The organism is Sphingobacterium sp. GW821-FHT03E03, assembly GCF_059420745.1.
The window spans coordinates 22,465-47,983 of the sequence record NZ_JBWKUH010000035.1 but is presented as its reverse complement, the minus strand read 5'-3'; the positions used below and the strand labels follow the sequence as shown (position 1 = coordinate 47,983).

The following is a 25,519-nucleotide window of genomic DNA, read 5'->3' as shown; positions in this document are numbered from 1 at the left end:
AATACATTTTGCATAACAACAATATAATGACCTTTTTGTAATTCTCAGTAAAAATAAAAGGCCCCATAATAAATCAGATGTTGGCTGATTATGAACAGGCAAACGAAGAGGATCGCTATTTCAGTATAAAGAATGTTGAGGATTGCGCAGACGATTTAGATCAATATATTGAGCTGCTGCTGAAGAGCAATAAGCAACAAAAGGAAATCTCTAAAAGCATAAAATGGATTTTTAAACAGCTTTCCACATTTAAACAGGAGCAGGAGGATCTTGAATTTCTTTGGGGATTTATCTATAATGGCTATACCGAGGAGCTCAGCAATTTTATTCTGGAAGCCGCCTTTGTATTCGGGATGAAAAGAGCCAAGTCCAAAATAATCAAAACGAATAATTTTTATCTGAAGCATAACCCACACAGCTTAGATGCATTCAGATTGTATATTGGTTCAACGGCCAACAACGGTGTTATTTTGGAATACAGAAAAGACAAGGGCTGTTTTGAGTTTGTTGAAAATCCTTATGGCGATAGTTATGGCATGTCAGTTTTCGATTTGCAGGTCAATGACAATTATACCGAACTGTCTTTTGATGTACTGACTGCTGGTGCTTTTAAGACGATCGTTCTAAAAGCACAAAAACCTGTAGATAGCATACTATTACAAGCGATAGGCACTTTAAACAACAAAAATGCCTTTCTACCTCCCCCAGAGCCAAATTTTTGCAATTTGGAACTGGAACTTACTAAAGGGGTTTTGACATGTCTTAAGACACTTAACTACGATAAAAATAACAGTATCATCAATATGTTTACTGAAGGGACTGGCATGAAAATCTTGGTACAAGAACTTGATGCAAACAATAAATTTCAGCATAGTGATGATTTAGCATCACATCCGGCGATTGTAAGCGAAAAGTTTATCGTAATTTATGCGGTGCCAAACTGGAAATACTTTGAGATCGATCAATTGACAATGACTGGTACGACTGTGTCTGTGAGAACAGGAAGTCAAAAATTTGCGTACGAAAATGAACAACGGAATAATGTGATCGCAACAGAGATAGAAAGCCTGACGTTAAACTATGAGCTGAGAACCTATGATTTTATATGGACAATTCTCGCAGACGTTCTTCGACAACGGGAGGAATTTAAATCAAGATTTGATAACTAAGTTAAAAAGGGAAGCATATATGATGGAAAAAGATTATCAAAGCACCTATATTGAATGTGCTGATGCATGTCGAAAAACGGGTAATTCGAAAGAAGGTATTGCAAAAATGTATGATCTGCTCTATCGTTTACAACAAGCAGATCGAACAAAAGATCAGGATTTGATACTTGTTAACGTATATACATTTTTGGGCTATCATCAATCGGCTTACGATCTGGCAAAGTTATATATGGAATTGGCGGATAGGAAAAATATCGCCAAACTTTATACGCTGGAGTCAAAAGCAAAATCTCATCAGAATAATTTTATAATAAAAGACCTCAGAAAGCTTAAACATAGAAATACCCCAATTGCACTTCAACCTGTGGATTTTGTTGTATCTGCGATTGATGAAAATCTTATTTGCATAAAAAAAGATATTATCGTATTCAACAAGATCGTTAAAGCAGAAAAGGTGAAAGTATTTATCTATGCTATATGTAAACCGGAGGATTATATTGATCGGATCAATGACTATCTTTTTTGGATGGCTGATTGTCAAAAAAAACTGATCCTATTTTATAACCAGGAATTAGCTGGCGGCATGCCGCAAAAAGCCGATATAGATTGGTATGACACGCTGGAGGTATTAGGGCTAAAAATTATCATAAGTGATAATGGCTGTCTATATGCCGAGGTAGCCATTGGCGATGAGTATATGCCCGATCATATTTTGGATGTTGGAATGCAAGAGCGTGAAATACTAACGATGCAATATGATGGATAGTTTTTTTTGAAATTTTAGTGTCTTTAGGTTGATTATTTTTCTTTAAATATGTTTATTTTACTGATATTATTTCGTTTTAATATTTTTAATTTAGTGTATTGTGTAAATTTCTGAATCTATGTGTAAACCTAGGGCTTGCCTCGGTGTGCTATTCATTGCTTTTTTCTTGGGCTCATGCAAGAAAGAGGCAAAAAATAACGGTGAAGTTGAGAAACCAATAGAACCGGTACTGGAACTTACCAAACAAGCATTGTCCTTTTCGGAATTCAGTACTGACGAAGATATTATGGATCAGATTTTCCTGGGTAATATGTTCCGTGTGGACACAATTGATGGAGATACAAGGCTCAAGTTGGAACTATTTACAAAGTATACAAAGTTGCCAGTTCGTATTTCTTCTGGATTATACGTTGGGACTTCGCTGGAATTACCTTCGTTTGCGGCAACGCGCCGGTATAGTGAAAAAATGGAAAAACTTGCTTCTATTTATGATAAATTTATTCCAGGTATCTGGCATCCCATTTCAGATTTCAAGACACTGGTCGTACCATTTGGTTTTCAAAAAGATATTTTGGCTCTTTTGAATAGTGTAAAGGATTTAGGAAAGTCCGATTCCAAGGTTGGTGCAGGTCAATCAGCCATTATTTCCTTTAGTAATCAGGCGACTTATAGCATTGATATGTCGTTGCCTAAGCCTGAGGAACTGATTTCTATGGATGAAGCGAAAACCTTGGCTGATGCTAATCTCTATTATGTAAATACCGTGGTTTATGGACGTACTTATATGTTGGTTGCGAAGGGACCTGATTCTGAGCAGCAGCTAGAGGAGACAATGGGGGTAGTTTTCTCGAATAAAGAACTTAATTCGTTGCAAAAAAACATATTGGGCCGAACGACCCTGTTTGTTTACCTCAGAACAGGACGGTCAAAAGAAAAAGCTCCTATTGAAAGCGACAGGTGAACGCGAGATATTTCAAGCAATGGATAAGTTTGTGAAGGCGTACGAAGATACGAAGAACGAATATGCTTATCCGGTGATGTACTCGCTCCGAAGTTTACGAAATTTAGGCAAATTTGAGCACAATTTCATTTATGAATGGTCCGTCCCTGCTGCTAAATAAAAGACTTTTCGGAATTTGTTGAGCGTACACGTTTTACGAAATTAGCAGGATTGATCCGCAGTTTGTTTGTTAAAAAATAAACTGCGGATTTTTTTTACACTGGATGAGTTGTATCCGCGTTTTGTGTCTTTCACATGATCTTGGTAATTCTGTGAGCTGATTTGTCTCAATCCTTGCGAATATTAAATGGATATTATCGGATTTTAAATGGACCTAAATACAAATCTATTGTTGTCTATATTTGATCGTAAATAATTTTTTAAACCAGGTGAAACCCTAAATAAAAACACAATGAAAATGGAAGAGTATAATTATAAATATTTTACGCAGGACGGCAGTAGATATACCTCTAAAAGGATTGGTTATTTTGCGCTTTGCTTAGCTTTATTCTGGCTATTTATGGCCATTGGTATTTTAATCGGAGGAATTAAAGATGGAAATATTTTTGGTGAAAAGAATTGGTATTGGATCTTTGGGCTTATTGTCTTTTGTGTGCAGATTAGGATCTTTGCCCAGCAGATGACCATCGATTGTGCAGCGGGCACAATGAGCAAATCTTATTTTGGGCTATTCAAAAAGGAGATTCGCATCGAAGAAATCCAAAAATTCGAAACCCTCAAACATCTTGCTATTGCCCTACACAATGGAACTGACATCATTGTGGTAACAAAGGATAATAAAAGCATAAAAATGCTGGAGCGTATCGGTAGAACCAAAAATGTGGAACCTATATTGAGGGAAATCCAACAGCTGATCCAATTAAGTCAGCTTAGTTTACAAAGGGTATAGGTGGGTATTTGTTATATGCGGTTTTCGAATTAAATAAATAAAAAAATATAGTTAACAGTTGTATGGAGATTTTTAGAAAAGTAATCGCAATCTTGGGATTAATTCTTCTATTCAGTGGAATGGCTTACTATTTCTTGTTCAGAAGTGATGGAGAGAAGTATCTGGATCAGGGGAAAGAATATTTTAGGGAGGGTAAATACAAGGAAGCCTTGTTTTATTTTGAAAAAGCTGAAGAGTTTGATATTGGAGAAGCATTGAAATATTCGGGAACCATTTACCTGCAATCTGGTGCTCCTCAAAAAGCGATTGTCAAATTTGATAAATATCTACAGATAGGAAAGCCCAGTCACAATGATCGTAAAATGTTGTTAAACGATCTGGGGGTGGCTTATTTTAAACTAAATGTTATTGAAAAAGCAAAGCTCTATTGGAAACAGGCCGCCGACCTCGGAAATATCACAAGCGCCAATAATCTGAAGGAGTTAGAAACGAAACTCGTTGAGTAAAGATATACGTCATTCGGCGACAGCTAACAAAAATCCCATTTTTATCGTTCTCAACGTATAAAAATGGGATTTTCTAATTATGTTATTAGCATCGCCGATAACCTAACGTATCTTTGTATATTCAACATGGAAACGCTATTACATTTGATAGCATTTTATTGCTCCAGCAAGGCTAGTAGTTCCTTCGCACTCTCTTCTGATGAGCCGGGATTTTGGCCGGTAATCAGTTTACCATCTCTGACGACATGACTGCCCCAATCTTCGCCTTTGCTGTAGTGTCCGCCAAGTTTGATCAGTTCATCTTCAACAAGGAAAGGGACGACATCTGTCAACTGTACAGCATCTTCTTCAGAATTGGAAAAGCCTGTTACCTTCTTGCCCTGTACCAATGGACTACCATCGACATTCTTAACAAACCTGAAAACACCAGGAGCGTGGCAAACAGCGGCCACGGGTTTGTTGTGTTTCCAAAATGATTCGATCAAAGCAATGGAAGTCTTGTCATTTGCAAGGTCCCAGAGTGGCCCATGGCCGCCCGGATAGAAGATCGCGTCATAGTCCTGCTCATTAACTTCTGCTAAGACAATGCTGTTTGCCAGTTTGTTCTGAAGTTCCATATCTGCATCAAAACGTTTTGTTGCTGCTGTCTGGAAATCGGGGAGTGCGCTTTTGGGATCAATGGGCGGTTGGCCGCCTTTGGGTGAAGCAATTGTTATAGCAACTCCTGCGTCGGCCATAACATAGTAGGGGGCTGCAAACTCTTCAACCCAAAAACCTGTTTTAGCTCCTGTATCTCCCAGTTGGTCATGTGAAGTCAAAACGACCAATACCTTTAAGTTCTCTTTTTTCATCTTTGAAAAAATTAATTGTTTAAATGATAACACAAAATAGGGCATAAATCGTTAGACCCTTATGTGATATACATCACATTTTAAAGAAAGGTTTGTTTTGGTGACATAGATCACATTATTTGTTGTGATAGAGCCGGCTGAGCGTCTCACGGGAAACCCCAAGATAGGCTGCAATCAGATGTTTTGGCACAAGATTGTACAATTCAGGATATTGGAGCATCAAATCCTCATAACGACTGCGGGCGTCATTATTGAGCAGGGATAGAATTCTTTTTTGCAGACCGATATACCCCTTATTCGAACGCCATCGTAAAAATGTTTCAACCTCATGAATTTCCTTGCATACACGTTCACGATCCTCAGCAAATAGACAAAGCGTATCCGCGACGCTTACACAATCCAGGTTGACCGTTGCTTTCGTATTGTTGTGCAAGGCATTATAATCAGATGCCCACCAGGTTTGTGTGGCAAACTGTAGGATATGCATTTTTTGTTCATCATTGACCACAAAAGTTTTTAGGCAGCCATTGAGGACAAAATATTCACATTCCACCTTATCACCAATGGTGATAATCGATTGTTTCTTTTTAAAGGATACCGGTTTGAAAAAAGAAAAGAAATAATCAAATTGTTCATCATTCAATTGGACGGTTTTATTGATATGTTGCCTGAGAATTTCTCGACCGGTCATAGCTTATCATTATTTAATGAACTAAAATTAAGCAAAATCTCGTAATCCTAGCGCGGTGTATCTCCTTTTGGGAGTGCTTACATCTGCTTGGATATTCACTAGAAAGGGAGGATAGAACAGCATTCTAGTATATATCTTATTACCAAGCTGATATCATGCTATAAATTAAAAGTGAAATAAGACTATTTTTATACCGAATTAACAGGGGGTTAATAGTGAATTACCCCTGCTAACCCCCTGTTAACCCCCTATTAATCCCTTGTAATTATGGTGTTATTATAGGATTTGGGATTAATTAGTTCCGAGCTTGGGCACTAGATAAAGAAGAATACGTTGTTTGCCTAAATCAATGTTCAACCGGTTTAGCAGTGATAAGAAAAACCGATTTTTTTCATTTTTTATTTTGTTTATACAAAGTTATTTTCTACTTTAGTGTTGCCCATCACGGGCACTTTTCATAAAATAGGTTAATAATATGGCTAAAACACCCGGAGTACCCCATGCTATCGGGTGTTTTTTTTATTAAGACTTTTGTTTTCTATATTCATTTGGCGTAAGCCCTCTATGTTTTTTAAATAGTTTTGAAAGATGACTTTCGTCACTGAACTGTAATTCATGTGCAATTTCTCCGAGGCGGATGCTGCTATACCGCAGATAGGTTTCGACCAATTTCAATCGGTAATCGAGTAGGTAATCTTGGTAGGATATACCGGTCTGTTGTTTGAAATACTCACCGAAGTAATTCTTAGCTATACCAAAGTGGGAGGCTATCTCCTGAATGCGGGTTTTCTCTTTGTCTTTGGCATACTGCTGTATGTACGTGATGATCTTTAAAATTGAGAAGGCCTTTTGATTTTTCTGGATATCAGATAGCTCCTGTCCGATGAGATTTCGAGCGATCAAGTTCAAGAGAATGGAAATGCTGTTTCGGATGATGAGGTAATCGCCGGTTTTATTTCTGAATTCTCTTGCAATCTGAAGAACGAGCATTTCGGCAAAATTTTCATCCGATTTTTCCTTGAATACACAGCCCGCACGTGCATGGTAACTGTTGCTGATGTATTGTAGTTTGTATAGGTTTTCACAACTTTCTATCCGATCTGCTTCGAGACGTATTTTATCAACAAAAGCCAATGGGCATTGAATGAATATCAGTTTGGCTTGGGTACTTTCAAAATGATAAGTCTGATGTTGTGGAACAACGATAAATTTCCCAATGTCAAAGGCAAGCGTATGCCCATCATAGGTAAAAGCTCCCTTCCCCTGAATTACATAAACAAAAGATAAGGATGTCTTTGTACGGATGGTCTCCGATGTATTGATCAGTGATAGCTCACGGACTCCGATCCGCTCTGTATGTACGCTCTTCATCTATTTATACGTTATATTCCTTTAAAAGTACAATTTATACGGTATAAATGGAGGTTAATTTTGCATAAAAAATAACTATGGATATTTATAAGAAGCGATGGCAAGCCCTAGGCTTCCTCGTGGCAGGGGCTTTTCTATCTCCTTTGGATTATTTTATTGTCAATATGGCATTACCTGCGATACAGAATGTTTTTGGGGCCAGTGATCAGCAATTACAGCTTGTGGTCGCGATTTATGGTCTGACCTATGCCGCTTTGATTGTTTGTGGTGGACGAATGGGGGATATTTATGGACGCAAAAGAATATTTATATGGGGTCTGTACCTTTTTCTGTTTTCGTCCTTGGCCTGTGCTTTTTCACCGAATATTTCCGTTCTTATTGTGTCAAGATTCATTCAGGGAATAGGAGCTTCACTGCTTGCCCCACAGGTATTGGCTTCTATCCGTGTACTTTTTAATAGTAATGAACAGCCCAAAGCTATTGGTCTTTTCAGCGCCGTATTTGGACTGGCCGCAGTGGCTGGTCAGTTGCTCGGTGGGGTATTATTAATGACACATTGGGGCAATTTATCATGGGAAATGGTTTTTCTGGTCAATGTGCCTGTCACAATTTGTTGCATTATCGGTATTCATTTTACGATGGACAACAATGGTACTGAAAAGGAGTCTGGCATTGACTACAAAGGTGCTTTACTACTGATTATTGCTTTATTGCTGTTGATCTGTCCGCTTATTTTTGGTCGTGGATATCACTGGCCTTGGTGGATATTTGCTGTAATGATGGCCGGAGCGATCTTACTGAATGAATTTTTTAAGCATGAGGTATCTGCTCATCGACTGCAGCGACCTGTTCTGATCGACCCCACTTTATTATACAATCGGCAATTCGCCTCTTGTCTACCAATAATCTTTCTGTACAATTTTACTGCGGGACTGTTTATCAGTTATCCCTACTATTTACAGGAATTCTTACATTGGGATACCATAGATACGGGCTTTGCAATTATTCCCTATGGCATAGCATTCTTCTTGGGGCCACTGCTTGTAGCTAGATTGAGATTGACAACAAATGCATTTATTTATAGCGGATTGACACTGCTCATGGGAGGTTTTTTGGGGACAGCCTTGCTGTTTTATTACGGACAACAACCTTTTTTTGCAACACATATTACGCTGTTTATAGCGGGATTGGGACATGGAACGATGATGCCCGTGATGATGCGTACCGCTATTGCCCTTGTCCCCAAAGATAAGGCGGGACAGGCCTCCGCTCTGGTCAGTATCAGTATGCAGATAGGCGGGGTCACTGGCGGTGCTATCATTGGAACGTTATTCTTTAGTTTGATCGCGACTGTAGGTTTTCCCAAAGCCTTTGCGCTGGCAATAGCAACAATTGCATTGTTTCAGACCATTAGTCTTTTCATCAATGGCAGATTGTTTGAACTGAGAAATAATGCATTTAATACAATTGATAAATAAATTTTAATACAATGGAGAATAAAGAAAAAGCAAAATTGGTATTGGAAAGCTTCTGTACAGACATCGAACTTTGGTTTAGAGGGGGGGCAGGCAAATAGGGAAGAACTATCTAAAAGGATCCTCTCAGGATTTTCAGCTGATTTTGAAATGCTGAGCGGTGATGGTAATCGGATCCCATTGGGCTCGTTTATAACTTGGTTACCCACGGTATACGGTATATTTCCGGATCGTCGAGTATACCTAGAAAATATCGAAATAGCCTGTTCGGATGATCATGCGCTGGCTACGTATGTCGAAATACAATTAACGGGAGAAACCATTACTCGACGCAGGTCGTCTGCTGTTTTTCTGATTAAAGAAGGAAAGGCTTTGTGGTTTCATCTTATCGAGCATTGGTTGTAGCAATCTCCGCGTAGACCCTGAAGCAAAAAAATACTTAAACAGGATAATCATAGGCTGGATACTTGTAACAAAAACGATCCATATCTATGATCCAACGCCCTCCACAGCATGTTGTGAAGGGCGTTTTTGTTAACGATCGACCCATTTGTAAGCTGAATAGATAAGTGAAAAAAACATAGATGTTTGCTAAGATTAGCGTGGTTTGGGCGAAATATTCCGCTTTTATTTGTTGTTGACGGACGTATTATTAAAATATGCCTCTGAAAAACCAAAAAACTAGAAATTATGAAAGAAATTTTAAAAATGCACCTACGGTTGCTCGGAATTGTCTTCATGCTATTGCAATCCCACCATGTTTTTTCGCAAATTAAGATATCAGGGACAGTCATTGACTCCGAGAAAAGAGCTCCTTTGGCAGGAGCTACAGTTGTTATCGTAGGGGCGCAAGGAAATTCAGCGTTTTCTTCTGTACAGACAGATGCTGTAGGCAAATTTGCGATTACCACAAACGAAGGATCAAGTCTAAAAGCATCCATGATCGGATACAGGACTATAACTGTGATGGCGAAGCAGGGTATTGTCATAGAGATGGTTCCTAGCGCAGTAACATTGGATGAAACTGTAGTTGTCGGTTATACCACACAAAAGAAAGGCCTTTTGGCCGGCTCTGTCGCATCGGTTAAATTTAAGGAAGCAGATATTGAGATTCCAACTACCTCTGTTGGAAATCTATTGGCCGGTCGCATGCCGGGTTTATATGTGTCCACACCGAGTGGTATACCCGGAGCACAACCCGATATCCGTATACGGACAGCGAGTTCATGGAATGCTTCACCTACACTTTATGTCATTGATGGAAAGGTGACTATCGATGCTGCCGAATTCAACAATTTAAGCCCTAATGAAATTGAAGAAGTGTCTATTTTAAAAGATGCTGCGACTACAGCTGCGTATGGTGCCCGGGCTGGTGCAGGTGTTGTGCTGGTTACGACCAAACGCGGGAAAGCGGGAAAAGTTTCTATCAACTACTCGGTGAATACTGGGCGGGATGTTCGTGGAAAGAATATGGAGTTAACGAGCATCATGGAATGGGGACAGATTCAAAACAGAATCTGGGGTGAAGCTGGTGGTCCAGCAAATACACCTTGGACAGAGACTGCAAAAGCTTATTTTAAAGACAGAGATTTTGGTGGTGGTAAAGGATATGGTTTTGACAAATTAAGAGATGTATATGTAAACCCTTCCATTACTACGCATAATTTAAGCGCATCTGGAGGTACGGATAAACTTCAGTATTTTATCGGCGCCTCCTATGTAAATCAGGAAACTTTTATCAAGAACACCAACGAAAAAAAGTATAATGTACGGACCAATATAACGGCCAATTTAACCAAAAACGTTTCGGTTTTTGCTGGTCTCAGTTTGAACAATAATAAATTTAATTCACCTGAAGGAGATTGGTCCGGAGATATGTTTCCCAAACTGTTACTATGGCAACCCTATATGCCCTCTTTCACGGCTTCAGGTTTACCAGTAGATTATTTTTGGATTTCCAATAAATCTGGAGAGGCACAAGGACTCTCTGGTTATAATAAGTCAGAAGGTCTTAAGTCAGTTGTAAATTTGAGTCTGACCTACAAAATGCCGTTTTTGGAGGGTTTAAGTGCAAAAGTTGGTTACATCAAAACCTTTAACAATAGTAATCAGAAAATTTACTCACATCCTTTTACCTACTATCAGCTGGCTCAGATAGAACCTGTGGTTTGGGATCTAAATAATATCGTTGGCCAGCGCCTCACTTACCATACGCCAGGTATACAGAAAATGGCTGCATGGAACCAAGAAGACCAAACAAACTTACAACTAAACTTTGAAAGAGATTTTGGCCAACATCATGTCAATGCAGCATTGGTCTATGAAAGACAGGAAAGAAGCTATGATGGTATAGATGCAACCATCAATGGCTTTCCGATCTATATGACAGACCAATGGTGGGCGTCCACAGGTGGTTCGGGCGTTGTAAACGGTACAGCGACAAAGAGAATTAACAATGCTTATGGATTTTTACCAACAGTAGGACGTAAATCCTATATTGGACAATTTGCTTACGACTACGCGGATAAATATGTCGCCACTTTTGCTTACCGTTACGATGGCTCTGCAAATTTTCCGAAGGATAAACGATGGGGCTTTTTCCCATCTGTTTCAGCTGCTTGGGTAATCTCTAAAGAAAATTTCTTTAAAAATGTAAATGGAATAGAATCATTGAAAATCAGAGCTTCGGTCGGATTAACTGGTAATGACTTCGTCGCAATAAACCCAAATGCGGGAAAAGATGATGCAAATGCCAAACGCTGGCAATATGAAGATAAATATGTGACTGGTAATAGTGCGATTTTTGGCGAAATACCAACACTCAATCCAGGTATACAATATGATGTTCTTCCAAATGCAAACATTACCTGGGAAAAATACCAGAATAAAAATTTTGGTGTCGATATCAGTTTCTTGAAACACTTTAATGCAACAGCTGAATATTGGGAGACACGTACTTATGATATTTTAAGTACAAGAATTCAATCTACTCCACCTACTTTCAGCCGACCTTTACCCTCTGTTAATTACGGAGAAATGAAGGCGAATGGTGTCGATCTTAGTGTGAATTACGCAAACAGAACAGGCGATCTGAACTATAATATCGGTCTTAATTTCACTTATGGAAACTCTTGGTATACCATAAGAGATTTAAATATCACGTATGATTATCAGAATTTAATTGGTAATGGCCGTTCTTCCAATATGATCACTGGATATACAGTGGATAAACTGCTTAGAACACAGTCTGATGTCGATGGTTTGCTAGCAGCTCACCCGGGCTATAACTTTAAAGGCAATGCACCTAAACCTGGACAATTTGCATATAGAGATTTCAACGGAGATAATACGATTAATGAGAATGACATCACTGTATTAAATAAGAGCAATAATCCGAAAGTTGTAGGATTAAACCTAAGTGCCGATTGGAAAGGCTTAAGTATCAGCGCTAATTTCAATGGTTCGTTGGGTTATAAAAAGTCTTTCAATAATTTGAGTGACGGTGTAGAGTGGAACCGGATGTGGCGACCTTGGGCTGCCGAATCCTGGAGCCCAGAAAATACAAGCGCATGGTTACCTTATCGCTACAGTGCAAATGATGAGGTGAGAGTGGTTAATACGAGCGGAAGTAATTTTTGGTTGGCCGATGCAAGTTTCGTGCGCTTAAAGTTTTTGAATATTGCCTACAATCTTCCGCAAAGCTGGTATAAGAAATATGCGAACAATATTCGTTTCTATGTATCAGGATCTAATCTTTTCGTGATCAGTAAATTCAATAAAAAATTCTATGATCCTGAGATGGATAGAGGGACGTCTTTCCCTATTGTTAAGTCATTTAATGCCGGAATCAGTTTAACGTTCTAAATTTTAACATTAAAAGGAAATCAAAATGAAATATCTAAATCAATTTAAGTCGATTCTTTATGTTGTAATACTAGTTGCCTTAGGCGCCTCATCTTGTACAAAAGGATTAGATTACGAAAATACTGGTGCGATAAACCCCAAGAATGTCTGGACGGATTCTGTTCTGATCAAGGCCTATTTAAATGATATATATGGTGGTCTTATGCCACGCTGGGAGCTTGGAAGTGGAGCGAACGCCGACGAAGGTATAAACGCAGCGGGAGGAAATTTAGGAAGTTTCCAGCAGGGGATCGTTGATGTAGCTGTCAACTTCACTAATTTGGATTATACCTATATCGACAAAGCCAATTATTTTATGGATCAATTGGCGGATGTATCGGAATCGGTACTCAGTGCAACAACAAAAAATAGGTTGATCGGTGAGGCTAAATTTTGGCGGGCTTGGAAATATTGGGAGATGGTAAGTTCGATCGGTGGTGTACCTTTGATCTTGCATACACAAGATGGTAGCGACCTCAATTCATTGAAAGTGCCGAGAAGTAAAACCTCCGAATGTGTTGCACAGATCGTAAAGGACCTGGATGAAGCTGCTTCGTCTTTGCCTCCCAATTACAGTGGGGCTGACTATGGCCGTATAAATCGTGCAGCAGCTTTAGGCCTTAAAGCGCGGATTCTTTTGTGGTATGCCAGTCCGTTATTTAATGCAACAAACGATCAAGCGAGATGGACAAATGCGTATAATGCAGCAAAAGCTGCGGTACAAGCCGCGGATGCTGCGGGTTTTGGACTGTTTGAAAACTATAGATTGATCTGGTATTCTCGAAATAAAGAGCAGATTATGGTTAGGCAGTATTACTATCCCGATAGTTACATGAATTTTGCGCCGATTAGACCTATTGCATTCACGAATGGAAGTACGAACAATGACCAACCGATACTTCCCTTATTGATTGCATATCCTAAACGTGATGGCAGTCCAATGCAGCTTGATCAGAACCAATTGTCCAATCCAGCTTATAATCAACAGTTCTTAACAGATTTTTACACCAATCGCGATGATCGTTTCTATGCAACTATCTGGTGTGGGGGTACAGTATATCCAACACCAGATGTCAATGTTATCGGAATGACAACTCCGCGGTCGCGCTCTTATTGGCAGGCCTGGACTTGGAAGGCAACAGCAACGCCAAGTACCGTGCTTCCAGCAAGAGACAATAGTTTGTTTTCAGGAATTTCTCCACTGATCCAAAATGGGGATGAAAATGGTGTAACTGGTTTTTTTCAACGTAAAGGTTTAGATACGCTTTTGGATAGAAATGCTTTAGTGGGAGTGGCGGCCAATGCGAAAAGCTGGTTTTCACCAATGCGTTATGCTGAGCTTCTTTTGAATCTTGCTGAATCTGCAAATGAAACTGGTCGGAGTGGTGAAGCATTAAATGCATTGTACGCTATTCGTAAACGTGCAGGGATTGCAGCAGGGACAGCGATAAATTATGGTATTACAGCAATTGGACAGGCAGATCTCCGTCAGATAATTATAAATGAGCGTCAGGTGGAACTTGCTTTTGAAGGATTCAGATACCCTGATTTAAGAAGATGGAAACGCTATGATATCTTAAATGCGCAAGGTACTAGAAAAGGGTTATTATTGATGTTAAATAAAGGTCAGGCCCTGCCAGGAAATACAGATAATATTATGAATGCTGCGGTAAGAGCGAAATTCTCTGCTGTCGTTATTGAAAACTTGGATAAAACGGCTTCCGCTAATCAATTTTATAAACTCAGTCTCAAACACTGGTTTAATTCTTTAAATCCTGCACAAATTTCTATTGAACCAGATCAACTCCCTCAGAACAAAGAATGGGGTGGGACCTTTGACCCCTTGCAATAGTGAGTGGTTATAATTCGGTTAATGCGCTGTAGCTAATGGTGTCTTTGAATGTTGCTTACCATTAAGTTTAAAAAGACGTTAAAATAATAATAGAAAAAAGGGCTTGTACATTTTTGTACAAGCCCTTTTTGATGAATAGTGTTCCTCTATCTTTTCTTTTTTGCCAATGTTAACTAAACCTAAATAGGGTGTAACAATGGATATTTTGTCTGAACGGTGTGTAATAGGTATGTACTTCTTTATAGGAATATATTTTTCTGTTATTCTCAATTTTCGCCTAGGGATTACTCCTTTTCAATCGTCTTGTTAGTAAATAAACGATATTTGATATAAGAAAAACCTAATATTAACCATGAAACGCAGAAAATTTTATTGTTCCTGTTTTTTTGTACTGACCTCTTTTTTTGCTTTTGGACAGCAGCAAAATGATGCAGTTCAAAAGGTACACCTGATCTTCAAAACACATCTCGACATCGGATTTACCGAACTTAGTTCGGTGGTGGAGCAACGTTATATCAATGAATTTATTCCCAAAGCCATTGCCGTCGCTGAGGACCTTCGGAATTCTGGTGCAAAGGAGCGTTATGTATGGACAACAGGCTCCTGGTTGATTGCTACTTATTTGGAACAGGCAAGTACGGAGAACAAAGCTAGGTTGGAAGCAGCTATTCGTCGTGGTGATATTGTGTGGAATGCAATCCCCTATACGGTGGAGTCGGAATCCCTGAATAAAGCACTTTTTGGAACGATGTTGCAGTTATCCAAAAAATTAGATCTCCAGTTTGGTAAAAAAACGCGGGCAGCAAAGATGACTGATGTCCCTGGCCATACAAGAGGAATCGTTCCTTTGCTGAAGAATAATGACATTGACTTTCTGCAGATAGGCGTAAATCCGGCGAGCAAGGTACCAAATGTTCCTGCACTATGTCGCTGGAAAAGTCCCGATGGTAGCGAAGTGATGTTGATGTACCAAAAGGATTACGGTAGTGACATGATATTGCCTGACGGAAAGACGGCCATGGCCATCGCATTTACCGGCGATAATCATGGACCACATAAAGTACAGCAGGTTAAAGAAATCTATGCATCCCTCCAGAAACGTTACCCAAACGCTATATTACAAGCTTCAACACTGAGTGATGTAGCCGATGTATTACGACCAATGAGAAATAAGCTCCCTGTGATGACACAAGAGATCGGCGACACCTGGATACATGGCTTCGGAAGTTCGCCTTTAATGATGGCCCGGTTTAGAGCCTTATCCAGATGTTATGAGACTTGGGTTCAAGATGGTCTTATAAATCCAAATAGCGATGCTGCTATCCGCTTTGCCATTCATCTGGGGCTCGTGGCCGAACATACCTGGGGTTTGGATGTCAAGACACATTTGCAGCACTGGGATAAGTATCGTTTTTCAGATTTTACCCAGGCATTAGCATTACCTGAGTTCAAAAAAATAGAAGATTCCTGGGCTGAAAAGGAAGCCCATGTTGAACGGTCATTGCAATATTTGCCAAAAGATCTGCGCGCAGAAGCCGAAAGTATTCTACAGCAATTGGCATTGGTTCCTAAGCCCAAGTTTGAAGGAAAAGATAGCTCCCTGCAATTCGCCGAAGATGGATCATTCCAATTGGATAAAAAAGGTTTTCGGATGAAAATGGGGGAACTTAGCTATCAGAGTTTTTCGACTCAGGAATTTGACCGTTTTATGGATTCCTATATTACGCAAAAAGTAGATTGGGCGATTCGAGATTTTGGAAAACCGGGACTAACCTCGGATATGTCCGGAAGCCGTACCTTGGTAGCCTCTCTTCAGAAATCTGTTTATAATGACGCTAAAAATGAAATATACAATAGTTTGAGTCTAATGGGGGGAGATGGGGTCGAACAACAGGTACTCCCAAAACAGATCTATAGCAGTTATCATTTCAATGAAACAACAAATCATATCCAGTTGAGCTACACCTTGGTGGATAAACCGGCTAACCGTTTACCTGAAGCATACTGGCTGAGCTTCTATCCAAAGGATGTCCTGGATATACTCGTTGAAAAAGTAGGCCAACCAGTACGTGTTTTGAATGTTGTGGGAGGAGGAAATAGGCAACTTCATGGATTGGATCACTACGTGGATATTGTGACGAATGTAGGTAAAATACGTATTCGTAGTAAAGATGCGTTGTTGGTAGCCGTTGGCGAGCGGGATTTGCTAAATTATTCAGTACGCCAACCGGATATAAATGGGGGCTTGCATTTTTGCTTATTTAACAATGTTTGGGGAACTAATTTTAGAATGTGGTTTGGTGGTACAATGACATACCGATTTGATATAGAATTGATACCGCAGCAAGCAAAATAAACGTATTGAGGTTGAATACAAATGGGTAGTTATTTACATATAAATTATATACGATTAAACAGATTATATACGATGAAAAATATTACGTTTCTAGTTGGCTTATTGATCTCGGGATTGGGATTTCCTGTATTGGCGCAAGAAGTAAAAACGAACTTAACGCATATACACTTTGACCAGCAGGGCTACTATACTTCAATTAAAGTAGACGGCAAGGAGCTTCTTGAGGCTGGTAAATATCCGATCCTATCGGTCTATAAAGATCAAAAAATCATACAACCAAAAGGGCTTAAGGTTAATGGGGATCGTTTTTCGCTAACGATGGAGGACGGTCAGGCTGTCGAACTGAAAGTTGGTCAACATAAGGAAGCGATTACCTATGAAGTTCTAAAGCTATCACCGGCTTATAAGTTGCTGGTGTTTGGCCCTGTAAAAATTAAGCTTCACGAGGTTGTTGGTGAGGTCGTAGGGGTAGCTCAGGGGGAAGATCTGGCTTTTGGCATGCAGTCTTTACATGTTAAAACCATTGCCGGTATTCCCGAAGATTATATTGGGAATTATAGTACAACTTTTGGCTATAAGGGAGCAAGTAGTGACCTGTCCGTCGCTAGTATTTCCTTTGGTCATTTTGCTGCCGTGGATGCTGGAAATGGAACTATATTTCAGTTGTCTGCCAAAAATCGGAGTGAGAGGGAATTGCAACAGGTGAAAGGATTGAACAATATGATGACCTTGCCTGTTGAAGGTCCCGATGGATTAATCGTTGGAGCTAAAGTAGCACTCTTCGGTGATAAACGAAGCCAGATATTAAAGCGGATCGGAAGAGTGGAGGAGGAGCAGGGCTTACCCCATCCAATGATCGAAGGGGAATGGGCTAAGCTCTCGCGTGAGGCGATGCGTTCATACTTGATTACAAACTTTTCCGCTACCAATTTGGATTTTGCGTTAGAAAAGACAAAACTCGCGGGATTTAAAAATCTTTACCATCCCGATCCTTTTCTTAATTGGGGACATTTCGAGTGGCGCAAAGAATTGAGTACAGAAGCTGATGCTGGCATGAAAAAATTGGTCGATAGGGCTGCACAGTGGGGAATCGATATTGGTATTCATACCTTGTCTAACTTTACGACAACGAATGATCCTTATGTTACACCCATCCCTAGCAAGCATCTACTCAAACAAGGCGAATTGAAACTCATTGCGGCATTGGATGCTAATCAGCAAGAGATCACTGTTCAGAATAGTGAGCTTTTTTCCTTACCGCTGACACTCAATACGCTACAGATAGAGGACGAACTGATTACTTATGGCAAAGCCGAAAAGAAGGGGGATCAATGGATATTGACCAATTGTGTGCGGGGAGCTTTTGATACCCAAAAAGCAAGCCATGGGTTAGAGAAAAGTGTCTATAAATTATGGGATTATCCTTATAAGACTTTATTTCCGGATTTAACGCTTCAGGATGAATACGCTAAAAGACTGACCACAATTTTTAATAAAACAGGTGTGAAACAGATTTCATTTGATGGTCTGGAGGGCTGCATGTATACCGGACAGGATTATTATGCAACAGGCAAATTTGTGGCTGATTTCTATCAAGGTCTTGAAAATAAAACTGGTATCATCAATGATGCCAGTCGTCTCGACCATTATTTATGGCATATCCATACCCGGATGAACTGGGGTGAGCCTTGGGGCGAAGAAATGCGCACGGGGCAGGTCGAAAATCGGATCAAGAACCAAGCTTATTTTTATCGCAACTTGTTCCCACGAATGTTGGGTTGGTTTTTGGTACGGCTTGCGGATAGAAAGTTTGAAGCCACCTCTTTGGAAGATCTGGAATGGGCACTCTCCGAATCCGCAGGTTTTGACTCAGGATATGCCATGAGTATCGATATGAAAACTTTACAGCAACATGGACAGATAGACTTGTTATTGGAAAGCATGAAAAATTGGGATCAACTGCGATTGGCCGATGTTTTTACGGCCGAACAAAAACTCAGGCTGAAGGATCCAAAGACCGAATGGCATTTGGAAAAGATTGATGATACTAAATTTATGCTTTATCCATTATTTGTCTCCAAAAGATTCCATTGTGACCTCTCTTCGATGCAACCGGGACAACCAGGGGGAGCAGATTGGTCATGGGAGTCGCCAGAGGAAAGCACATTCGCCTTACGAATTAAGGTAGAGGGCGATGGTTCGATCGAAAACCCTTCTATTAAAACAGATAAAGGGATTGTCAAAATCTTTGGGAAACTAGAAAAAGATCAGTATATCCTATTGGATCATAAAGGAAAAGCGATATTGACAGACAAGAATTATCGTCTTATTACTGATTTATCTGTGGAGGGGACCGCCGTGTTGCCAAAGGGTGGTTCTGCTATCGCATTTTCTTGTGACAATAATGGGGATGAAAAGCCAGAGGTTATCATCAGATACAATACACGTATGAAAGGTGAATCGGTAAGTTTAACGAAAAGGTAGCACATTGCGTTAAGACATAGGTGAGTATCGAAAGTAAATTTATCCCGGTCAATATTTTGGAGGTATCTGAGGGGAGGGCCGGATTGGCCGAAATGTCCCTGTTTCAATAAATAATAACAACGAATTAAATAAATATGAATACAATTATAATGAAGCGCTACTGTAAGTCATTCACAAAACTGGGATTTGCGCTGGCTTTGACACTATCAATTTTTGGCCGGGTGTCGGCACAACAGGTTTGGAGCCCTGACAATGGAAACGGAACGTTTACCAACCCTTTGTTTTGGGGTGATTGGCCCGATCCAGATGTTATCCGTGTTGGTGATGACTTTTATATGATTTCGACGAGTATGCACTATGTACCTGGGGCACCGATTGTGAAGTCTAAAGACTTGGTGAATTGGGAAATGGTGGGTTATGCAGTAGATCGTTATGAAGAAGATCCCCGTTATAATATGGAAGGAGGAACTTTGTACTTGAATGGTTCCTGGGCGGCGACCTTGAAGCAGCATAATGGAAAATTCTACGCTGGATTCTGTACACCATATGGTTGGGGGCGAGAAAAAGGTAATTTTTCCATCTGTGAGGCAGATAAAGCTGAAGGTCCCTGGAAACGGACAATCTTTCCTGAATACCTTTATGATCCGGGATTGTTCTTTGATGATAATGGTAAAGTTTATGTCGTTCATGGTCAAGGTACATTATACCTAACGGAACTAAATGCAGATGTTAAATCTGTGAAGAGCGATAAAGTTAAAATTTGGCAAGGGAGTTTCAAGAATGCCAACGAGCTTGGTGGACATTTTGGAATGGAAGGAGCACATATGTACAAGATCAATGGCAAGTATTATATCACCTGTCCGGCAGGTGGAACACAGGGCTGGCAGATCTGTTTGCGTTCCGATAATATTTATGGTCCTTATGAACACAAATTGATTCTCAATGATAATAGTTCTTATCCCGAAAACGGTTTACATCAGGGTGGTATGGTACAGTTGAAAAACGGGGACTGGTGGTTTGTTATCATGCAGGATCGTGGTGCCATAGGTCGGGTCCCTCATCTTTTGCCTGTCAAATGGGAAGATGGATGGCCGATGCTCGGAACAGGTAACAAGGATGTCATTACGTATAAGAAACCCAATGTCGGAAAGACCTATCCGATAAAAACTCCAGCGACGACAGATGAATTCAATGGAAGTAAACTGGGCTTACAATGGCAATGGAATCATAACCCTGATAATAGCAAATGGTCACTTCAAGAACGTAAAGGCTATATGCGTTTACATGCTTCACGTGCAGATTCTTTAAAAACGGCCCGTAATACCTTGACACAACGTGTGCAGGGACCGAGTTCGGAAGGTACTGTTGAAATCGATCTAAAAGGACTAAAAAATGGAAATGTTGCCGGTTTTGGGGTATTTGAATTTCCTTATGCTTTCGTCGCTGTGGAACAGGTCAATGGCAAACGAAAAATTATCATGAGCAATGATGATAAGATTATTGAGAGCAAAGAGAATTTTGAAGGTGACAAACTATGGGTGAGAGCGCGTGTGACCGATAAGGGATTTGTTGCGAAATTTTATTATAGCACCGATGGTGAAAATTTTTATGTCATTGGAAATGATTTAACCATGCAACTCGGCTTACCTTGGACAGCAAACCGTTTTGCACTGTTCAACTATAGTAAAAGTGCTGAAGGGGTGGACGGCTATGCCGACTTTAATTGGTTTAGGTTTACCAATAAGTAAAATAACGTTTAAAAATAATAGCTGATATTTACACGAAAGCCTAGTATCATTTGACGATGCTAGGCTTTTTTGTTGCTTTTTACAAAACGCATAACTATTCTGATACAGTATTGGCAATGACAGTGATTTTAAGTAAGTTTAGAAAAGAGTACCAAGAACCACCCATGAAGCAGTACCGTGAGAAAATATGAATATTGTTGACAAACAGACCTTAGCAGATTTAAATGTTACGAACAGTCAGTATAGAGATATGGTTGATTTTTTCGACCGTACAATTACATTGGGTGGTCGAGATACTCTGTATACGTATTTTCTTGAACCGCTTTCCGCCAAATCTGAAATAGAAGATAGACAGTGGATTATTCGTTTTATGCAGGATGTGGATATTACGGATATTCTGGATAAATATATGATGCAAGATCTGGAACAATATTTATCGTTACCATTGGAGCCCTATTCAGCAACCAAAACATCCTATTACTTGGAACTGGTATCGACAAATTTTCTTTCACTAGACTTCAAAAAACGCGATCTATTAATCAGACGCTCTATTTATGAAATAGCGAAAATCATAGATTATATCAACGTATTTCTCGGATCCATTAGGTCTCAGCATCCCACAAGAAATATTATAGCTAATTACTGCGATAAAATTGACTGTGTACTTGAAGGTATCGATCAGACTGAGTTTGAAAAACTGTTGGAAAATAAACTGTCCCTGGAACTGATGATTAAATATGATTATCAGTTTAGGAATATAAAGCGAAATGCCATACGGGAAGTATTCGAAGTTTTATATCAGCTGGACGCCTTGTATGGTGTGGCTCAAGCTACCAAGGGTAAGCCTCTTAATTTCCCTAGTATTGACGACCGAAATTTAGGTTCCGATATGATAAAAATAGCTGCAGCGTATAATCTTTTTCTAGAAGATCCGGTCAAGAATGATATTGAAATAAAAAGAGGTGGTAACTTATGGTATCTCACGGGCGCGAATATGACGGGCAAGTCTACCTTATTGAAAACCATTGGAACCTGTGTGTATTTGGCGCATCTTGGTTTTCCTGTCCCTGCGGATGTTATGGAGACTGTGCTGTTTGATGGGATATCAGCGACAATAAATCTAGGCGATAATATCAATGCCGGTGCGAGCCATTTTTTTAATGAGGTACTTCGTGTAAAACACTTAGCTGAATTACTTGCTGCGGGTAAAAAGATGTTTGTGCTGATGGATGAGTTATTTAAGGGCACAAATCACAATGATGCCAGTGAGGCAACATTAGAACTCATCAACTGTCTTCATAAATTTGACAATAGTGTATTCTTATTATCTTCCCATATCACTGAAATCTCATCTTCGCTAGCTGGAGGAACCACCGTAATGAAACATTTGGGTGTCAGGCTAGATGAGGATAAAGGACTCCTATTTACCTACCAGCTTTCCGAAGGTGTGGCCGAAGATAAACTAGGCATGTGGCTTCTGCGGCGAGAACATGTATTTGATATTTTGCGGGAAGCTAAGAGGGGTCACTGATCGTTTTATTTGATGCTATAGCTTAGCTATTTTGCCCTTTTTTATTTCACTAACTCATTACTGTTTAAATAGATTGAAGCTGCAGATAATGGATAACGAAGAGTTTTGCTTATCTGTCATTTTTTATAAGACAAGTTCTTGGTCAAATATATGCTGTAGGCTTTTGCAAAGAAAACACTAATAATGGTCAAATTTGACCTAGTTGTAGTGTCGACATATTTGAAACTTTACATCAACGATTAGAACAATTCGCCATCCTCAGTTATGTCATGAAGCAGATAGTACAGCATTTTGATCAATTATTTAAGGAGTATCACTACCGGTCTTTTTTATTCGCTAAGTCTTTTGTCCATATTGATGCAGTAGCTGAGGACATCACTGCTGATGCACTGATGGTAACATGGTTACGCATGCAAGAAGAGATGCTGCTGTCACCTAAAAGCTTTCTGCTAAGGGTGATTAGAAATAAAGCACTAGATCATCTGAAGCATCAGCGAATCCATCGGCAATTGATTGAACCCTTGGATAATTGGGATGAACGTGAAATGCAGCTGCGAATTGACTGTCCAAATAAAGTAAATGAGGAACAAATTTTTTTGAAAGAGATTAAGGAAATAACGCAACAGACATTGGCTACGATGCCCTTAAAGACAAAAACGGTTTTCGAGTTGAGCCGGCAACACGACGTTAGCGGTAAAGAAATTGCGCAGCAGATGGGTATATCACTTAAAGGGGTAGAATATCATATTACCAAAGCACTTAAAGTGTTGACCGTTAGCTTAAAAGATTATATGGTGGCTTCTTAGTATTTTAGATGCTGGATTTTTGATTAAATAACATGTACAATCAGGGAATAGATAGGGTAGTATTGGGGACAGCTGGATTGGGAGGTGCCTGGGGAGCTGTGGACGAGGAAGAGTCTGTTCAAACCATATTTGACGCTTTGTCCCAAGGAATTATGGTATTGGATACAGCCCCGGCTTATGGGAGCGCAGAACGTTTTGTTGGAATAGCCTTAAAACAATGGGCAGGAGCAAAGCCTGCGATTAGTACCAAAGTAGGCCGGTTAAAAGGCGATACTGCTACCGAGGCTCGTTATGACTATTCGACAACGGGTATGGAAAGGAGTCTAGAGGATAGTCTAGCTAGACTCGGAATACCACAGGTTGATGTACTTTTTTTACATGAACCTGCGGTTGTAGCACCAGAAATGGCCGAAGGGGTCGTACGTCAGATGTTACGTTTTAAAGAACAGGGCCTAGCGAAGCAGATCGGCCTGGGTGGTAACCTACCAGAATGGTTCGCGCCATTTTTGGTAGAGGGGCAATTTGATGTTTTAATGGAGTATAATAGGTTGAACGCCTGTAATCTAGATGCACTTTATAGCACTATTCCGGTATGTGTGCAAGCTCAAAAAGAGTACTATGCTGCGAGCCCGCTGAATATGGGATTGTTGGGATGTAATTTTAGGAAATTCTCTCGGTCAATACCCGCCTGGCTTGATCCCAAAGCGGTGGAACAGGCCAGGCGGGTGCATGCAATTGCGGAACGGTATGGTATGCAGATGGATGTAATGGTATTACGATTTTTATACACAATACCTGCATCTTTCAAAATTGTAATAGGAGCTGCAAATCAATATCAACTAAATAGTTCCCTTAATGCGATTAGCCACGGTGCTCTGCCGGTCGCGATTTATAATGAAATACTTCAAACGTTTAACGAGAATAAATGAATAGAATAGAACAGGAGATTTTTAATATCCAAAAAATCAGTATTCGAGTCTTAGAACCAGTCGCGACGATAACTCCTTTTCAAGATGCAACAATGGGACCTTTCCCGAGCTTCGGTCTATCGATCATCCGTATTGAGGATGCTGAGGGTTATGTTGGTGAAGCTCCTGTATATAACAGTTACAACAATATATTAGAAACCTGCCTATTTCCGATATTATTTCATTGTGAAGGCATGTCCTACCAGGAGTTTTTTCCAAAGTTGTATTGGTCTATCCGAAATGAAGGATTTAAAGGCGCAGCCTCTGCTTTATTGGGACAGGTCGACATGGCCCTACACGATTTGGCGGCCAGACGGCAAGGTATACCCCTGTATCGTTATATCGGTGGGGAACGAAATCAGGTAAAGATCTACGGCAGTGGAGGGGGAACCAATTATACATTGCAGGAGTTAGAAAATGAGGTTGCATTATTTTTGGATGCTGGAGTAGATTGTTATAAAATGAAGATCGGTAAGGATTTCGGAACGAATATGGCCGATGATATTGATCGGGTAAAACATGTACGTAAATTGGCGGGGGATCAGATGCAAGTGGCTGTGGATGTTAATCAGATCTGGTCTTCAGCAGATGTATTTAGATTTATAGATGCCATTGGCGAAGATGAATTATGTTGGCTTGAGGAACCTTTACATTCTGCGGCATACGATCAGATTGAAGAGCTCTGCAAGCGTACATCAGTAGCTGTGGCCTATGGTGAATCTGAGCGTACTTCCAAGATCTTTCCCATGTTGGCTAATTGTGGTGTCAAGCATTTACAACCAGTACCAACCCAGTTTGGTGGCATAAGAGAATGGATGGAAGTCCGGGATTTATGTGCTAAACGTAATTTGCAGCTCTCTTCTGGTGGGTATTCCTTATATTCGAGCTTTTTAATGACAACAGCAAGCGAAAACAGTACAATCGAATATTTGTATTCCCTGATGTATGGTTTAGAAAAGTATTTTATGATTCGACCGACATTGGAAAAGGGGTATTTTCATTTGCCAGATTCAGCAGGATTGCCTGTAAGGATTGATTGGGAATATTGTTTTAAGGAAAATAAAATCGTACGAGAGCAGGTCTGGTTAAAGCAGGACGTGCCTGGATATAACCCGCTAGTTAGCATGTAGCA

The 25,519-nt window shown here is 40.0% G+C and carries 19 protein-coding genes; 16 read left to right on the top strand and 3 right to left on the bottom strand.

The features are described 5' to 3' along the window. Nucleotides 1-77: 77 nt before the first annotated feature. From AC07UV_RS23785 to AC07UV_RS23765, 5 genes are all read left to right on the top strand, one after another. A complete protein-coding gene (locus tag AC07UV_RS23785; RefSeq protein WP_495185547.1) occupies nt 78-1,169 on the top strand; it encodes a DUF8184 family protein in 1,092 nt (363 codons plus the stop codon). A gap of 19 nt (nt 1,170-1,188) precedes the next feature. Continuing rightward, nucleotides 1,189-1,935 carry a hypothetical protein gene (locus AC07UV_RS23780; RefSeq protein ID WP_495185546.1) on the top strand — a complete coding sequence of 249 codons (747 nt, stop codon included), beginning with the start codon at nt 1,189-1,191 and terminating at the stop codon, nt 1,933-1,935. 118 nt (nt 1,936-2,053) lie between these two features. Beyond that, nucleotides 2,054-2,896: a hypothetical protein gene (locus tag AC07UV_RS23775; RefSeq protein WP_495185545.1), complete on the top strand. Its 843-nt coding sequence runs from the start codon at nt 2,054-2,056 to the stop codon at nt 2,894-2,896. A gap of 457 nt (nt 2,897-3,353) precedes the next feature. Further along, a complete protein-coding gene (locus AC07UV_RS23770; RefSeq protein WP_495185544.1) occupies nt 3,354-3,845 on the top strand; it encodes a hypothetical protein in 492 nt (163 codons plus the stop codon). Between the two features lie 62 nt (nt 3,846-3,907). Continuing rightward, nucleotides 3,908-4,351, top strand: a complete 444-nt coding sequence (locus AC07UV_RS23765) for a tetratricopeptide repeat protein (RefSeq protein WP_495185543.1) — start codon at nt 3,908-3,910, stop codon at nt 4,349-4,351. Nucleotides 4,352-4,506: 155 nt separating this feature from the next. Here AC07UV_RS23765 and AC07UV_RS23760 read toward each other — a convergent pair whose 3' ends face one another. From AC07UV_RS23760 to AC07UV_RS23750, 3 genes are all read right to left on the bottom strand, one after another. Then, a complete protein-coding gene (locus AC07UV_RS23760) occupies nt 4,507-5,202 on the bottom strand; it encodes a type 1 glutamine amidotransferase domain-containing protein (protein ID WP_282255683.1) in 696 nt (231 codons plus the stop codon). A 115-nt stretch (nt 5,203-5,317) separates the two neighbouring features. Beyond that, the gene (locus AC07UV_RS23755; protein ID WP_495185542.1) at nt 5,318-5,893 is read right to left on the bottom strand and encodes a Crp/Fnr family transcriptional regulator; all 576 of its coding nucleotides are present in this window, start codon (nt 5,891-5,893) and stop codon (nt 5,318-5,320) included. Nucleotides 5,894-6,415: 522 nt separating this feature from the next. Continuing rightward, nucleotides 6,416-7,264: an AraC family transcriptional regulator gene (locus AC07UV_RS23750; RefSeq protein ID WP_495185541.1), complete on the bottom strand. Its 849-nt coding sequence runs from the start codon at nt 7,262-7,264 to the stop codon at nt 6,416-6,418. 77 nt (nt 7,265-7,341) lie between these two features. Between AC07UV_RS23750 and AC07UV_RS23745 the strand changes: the two genes are divergently transcribed. From AC07UV_RS23745 to AC07UV_RS23695, 11 genes are all read left to right on the top strand, one after another. Continuing rightward, nucleotides 7,342-8,742: an MFS transporter gene (locus AC07UV_RS23745; protein WP_495185540.1), complete on the top strand. Its 1,401-nt coding sequence runs from the start codon at nt 7,342-7,344 to the stop codon at nt 8,740-8,742. A 147-nt stretch (nt 8,743-8,889) separates the two neighbouring features. Beyond that, a complete protein-coding gene (locus AC07UV_RS23740; protein ID WP_495185539.1) occupies nt 8,890-9,144 on the top strand; it encodes a hypothetical protein in 255 nt (84 codons plus the stop codon). A 285-nt stretch (nt 9,145-9,429) separates the two neighbouring features. After that, the gene (locus AC07UV_RS23735) at nt 9,430-12,603 is read left to right on the top strand and encodes a SusC/RagA family TonB-linked outer membrane protein (RefSeq protein ID WP_495185538.1); all 3,174 of its coding nucleotides are present in this window, start codon (nt 9,430-9,432) and stop codon (nt 12,601-12,603) included. 25 nt (nt 12,604-12,628) lie between these two features. Beyond that, nucleotides 12,629-14,494, top strand: coding sequence for a RagB/SusD family nutrient uptake outer membrane protein (locus AC07UV_RS23730; RefSeq protein ID WP_495185537.1), 1,866 nt, complete (start codon nt 12,629-12,631; stop codon nt 14,492-14,494). 352 nt (nt 14,495-14,846) lie between these two features. Continuing rightward, nucleotides 14,847-16,850, top strand: coding sequence for a DUF5054 domain-containing protein (locus AC07UV_RS23725; protein ID WP_495185536.1), 2,004 nt, complete (start codon nt 14,847-14,849; stop codon nt 16,848-16,850). 72 nt (nt 16,851-16,922) lie between these two features. Beyond that, entirely contained in the window at nt 16,923-19,334 is a 2,412-nt protein-coding gene (locus AC07UV_RS23720; RefSeq protein WP_495185535.1) for a hypothetical protein, read from the top strand. A gap of 134 nt (nt 19,335-19,468) precedes the next feature. Next, nucleotides 19,469-21,082 (top strand): glycoside hydrolase family 43 protein, encoded by a 1,614-nt coding sequence (locus AC07UV_RS23715; protein WP_495185534.1) that lies wholly within the window; start codon nt 19,469-19,471, stop codon nt 21,080-21,082. Between the two features lie 187 nt (nt 21,083-21,269). Further along, a complete protein-coding gene (locus tag AC07UV_RS23710; protein WP_495185533.1) occupies nt 21,270-22,613 on the top strand; it encodes a MutS-related protein in 1,344 nt (447 codons plus the stop codon). 269 nt (nt 22,614-22,882) lie between these two features. Next, nucleotides 22,883-23,419, top strand: coding sequence for an RNA polymerase sigma-70 factor (locus AC07UV_RS23705; protein ID WP_495185532.1), 537 nt, complete (start codon nt 22,883-22,885; stop codon nt 23,417-23,419). A gap of 32 nt (nt 23,420-23,451) precedes the next feature. Further along, nucleotides 23,452-24,348 carry an aldo/keto reductase gene (locus tag AC07UV_RS23700; RefSeq protein ID WP_495185531.1) on the top strand — a complete coding sequence of 299 codons (897 nt, stop codon included), beginning with the start codon at nt 23,452-23,454 and terminating at the stop codon, nt 24,346-24,348. After that, nucleotides 24,345-25,517, top strand: a complete 1,173-nt coding sequence (locus tag AC07UV_RS23695) for an enolase C-terminal domain-like protein (protein WP_495185530.1) — start codon at nt 24,345-24,347, stop codon at nt 25,515-25,517. Before AC07UV_RS23700 ends, AC07UV_RS23695 begins: the two co-directional genes overlap by 4 nt. Nucleotides 25,518-25,519: the final 2 nt, after the last annotated feature.

Coding starts and splice junctions, on each gene's coding strand:
- AC07UV_RS23785 (WP_495185547.1), top strand. CDS start 78: ATGTTGGCTGATTATGAACAGGCAAACGAAGAGGATCGCTATTTCAGT.
- AC07UV_RS23780 (WP_495185546.1), top strand. CDS start 1,189: ATGATGGAAAAAGATTATCAAAGCACCTATATTGAATGTGCTGATGCA.
- AC07UV_RS23775 (WP_495185545.1), top strand. CDS start 2,054: ATGTGTAAACCTAGGGCTTGCCTCGGTGTGCTATTCATTGCTTTTTTC.
- AC07UV_RS23770 (WP_495185544.1), top strand. CDS start 3,354: ATGGAAGAGTATAATTATAAATATTTTACGCAGGACGGCAGTAGATAT.
- AC07UV_RS23765 (WP_495185543.1), top strand. CDS start 3,908: ATGGAGATTTTTAGAAAAGTAATCGCAATCTTGGGATTAATTCTTCTA.
- AC07UV_RS23760 (WP_282255683.1), bottom strand. CDS start 5,202: ATGAAAAAAGAGAACTTAAAGGTATTGGTCGTTTTGACTTCACATGAC.
- AC07UV_RS23755 (WP_495185542.1), bottom strand. CDS start 5,893: ATGACCGGTCGAGAAATTCTCAGGCAACATATCAATAAAACCGTCCAA.
- AC07UV_RS23750 (WP_495185541.1), bottom strand. CDS start 7,264: ATGAAGAGCGTACATACAGAGCGGATCGGAGTCCGTGAGCTATCACTG.
- AC07UV_RS23745 (WP_495185540.1), top strand. CDS start 7,342: ATGGATATTTATAAGAAGCGATGGCAAGCCCTAGGCTTCCTCGTGGCA.
- AC07UV_RS23740 (WP_495185539.1), top strand. CDS start 8,890: ATGCTGAGCGGTGATGGTAATCGGATCCCATTGGGCTCGTTTATAACT.
- AC07UV_RS23735 (WP_495185538.1), top strand. CDS start 9,430: ATGAAAGAAATTTTAAAAATGCACCTACGGTTGCTCGGAATTGTCTTC.
- AC07UV_RS23730 (WP_495185537.1), top strand. CDS start 12,629: ATGAAATATCTAAATCAATTTAAGTCGATTCTTTATGTTGTAATACTA.
- AC07UV_RS23725 (WP_495185536.1), top strand. CDS start 14,847: ATGAAACGCAGAAAATTTTATTGTTCCTGTTTTTTTGTACTGACCTCT.
- AC07UV_RS23720 (WP_495185535.1), top strand. CDS start 16,923: ATGAAAAATATTACGTTTCTAGTTGGCTTATTGATCTCGGGATTGGGA.
- AC07UV_RS23715 (WP_495185534.1), top strand. CDS start 19,469: ATGAATACAATTATAATGAAGCGCTACTGTAAGTCATTCACAAAACTG.
- AC07UV_RS23710 (WP_495185533.1), top strand. CDS start 21,270: ATGAATATTGTTGACAAACAGACCTTAGCAGATTTAAATGTTACGAAC.
- AC07UV_RS23705 (WP_495185532.1), top strand. CDS start 22,883: ATGAAGCAGATAGTACAGCATTTTGATCAATTATTTAAGGAGTATCAC.
- AC07UV_RS23700 (WP_495185531.1), top strand. CDS start 23,452: ATGTACAATCAGGGAATAGATAGGGTAGTATTGGGGACAGCTGGATTG.
- AC07UV_RS23695 (WP_495185530.1), top strand. CDS start 24,345: ATGAATAGAATAGAACAGGAGATTTTTAATATCCAAAAAATCAGTATT.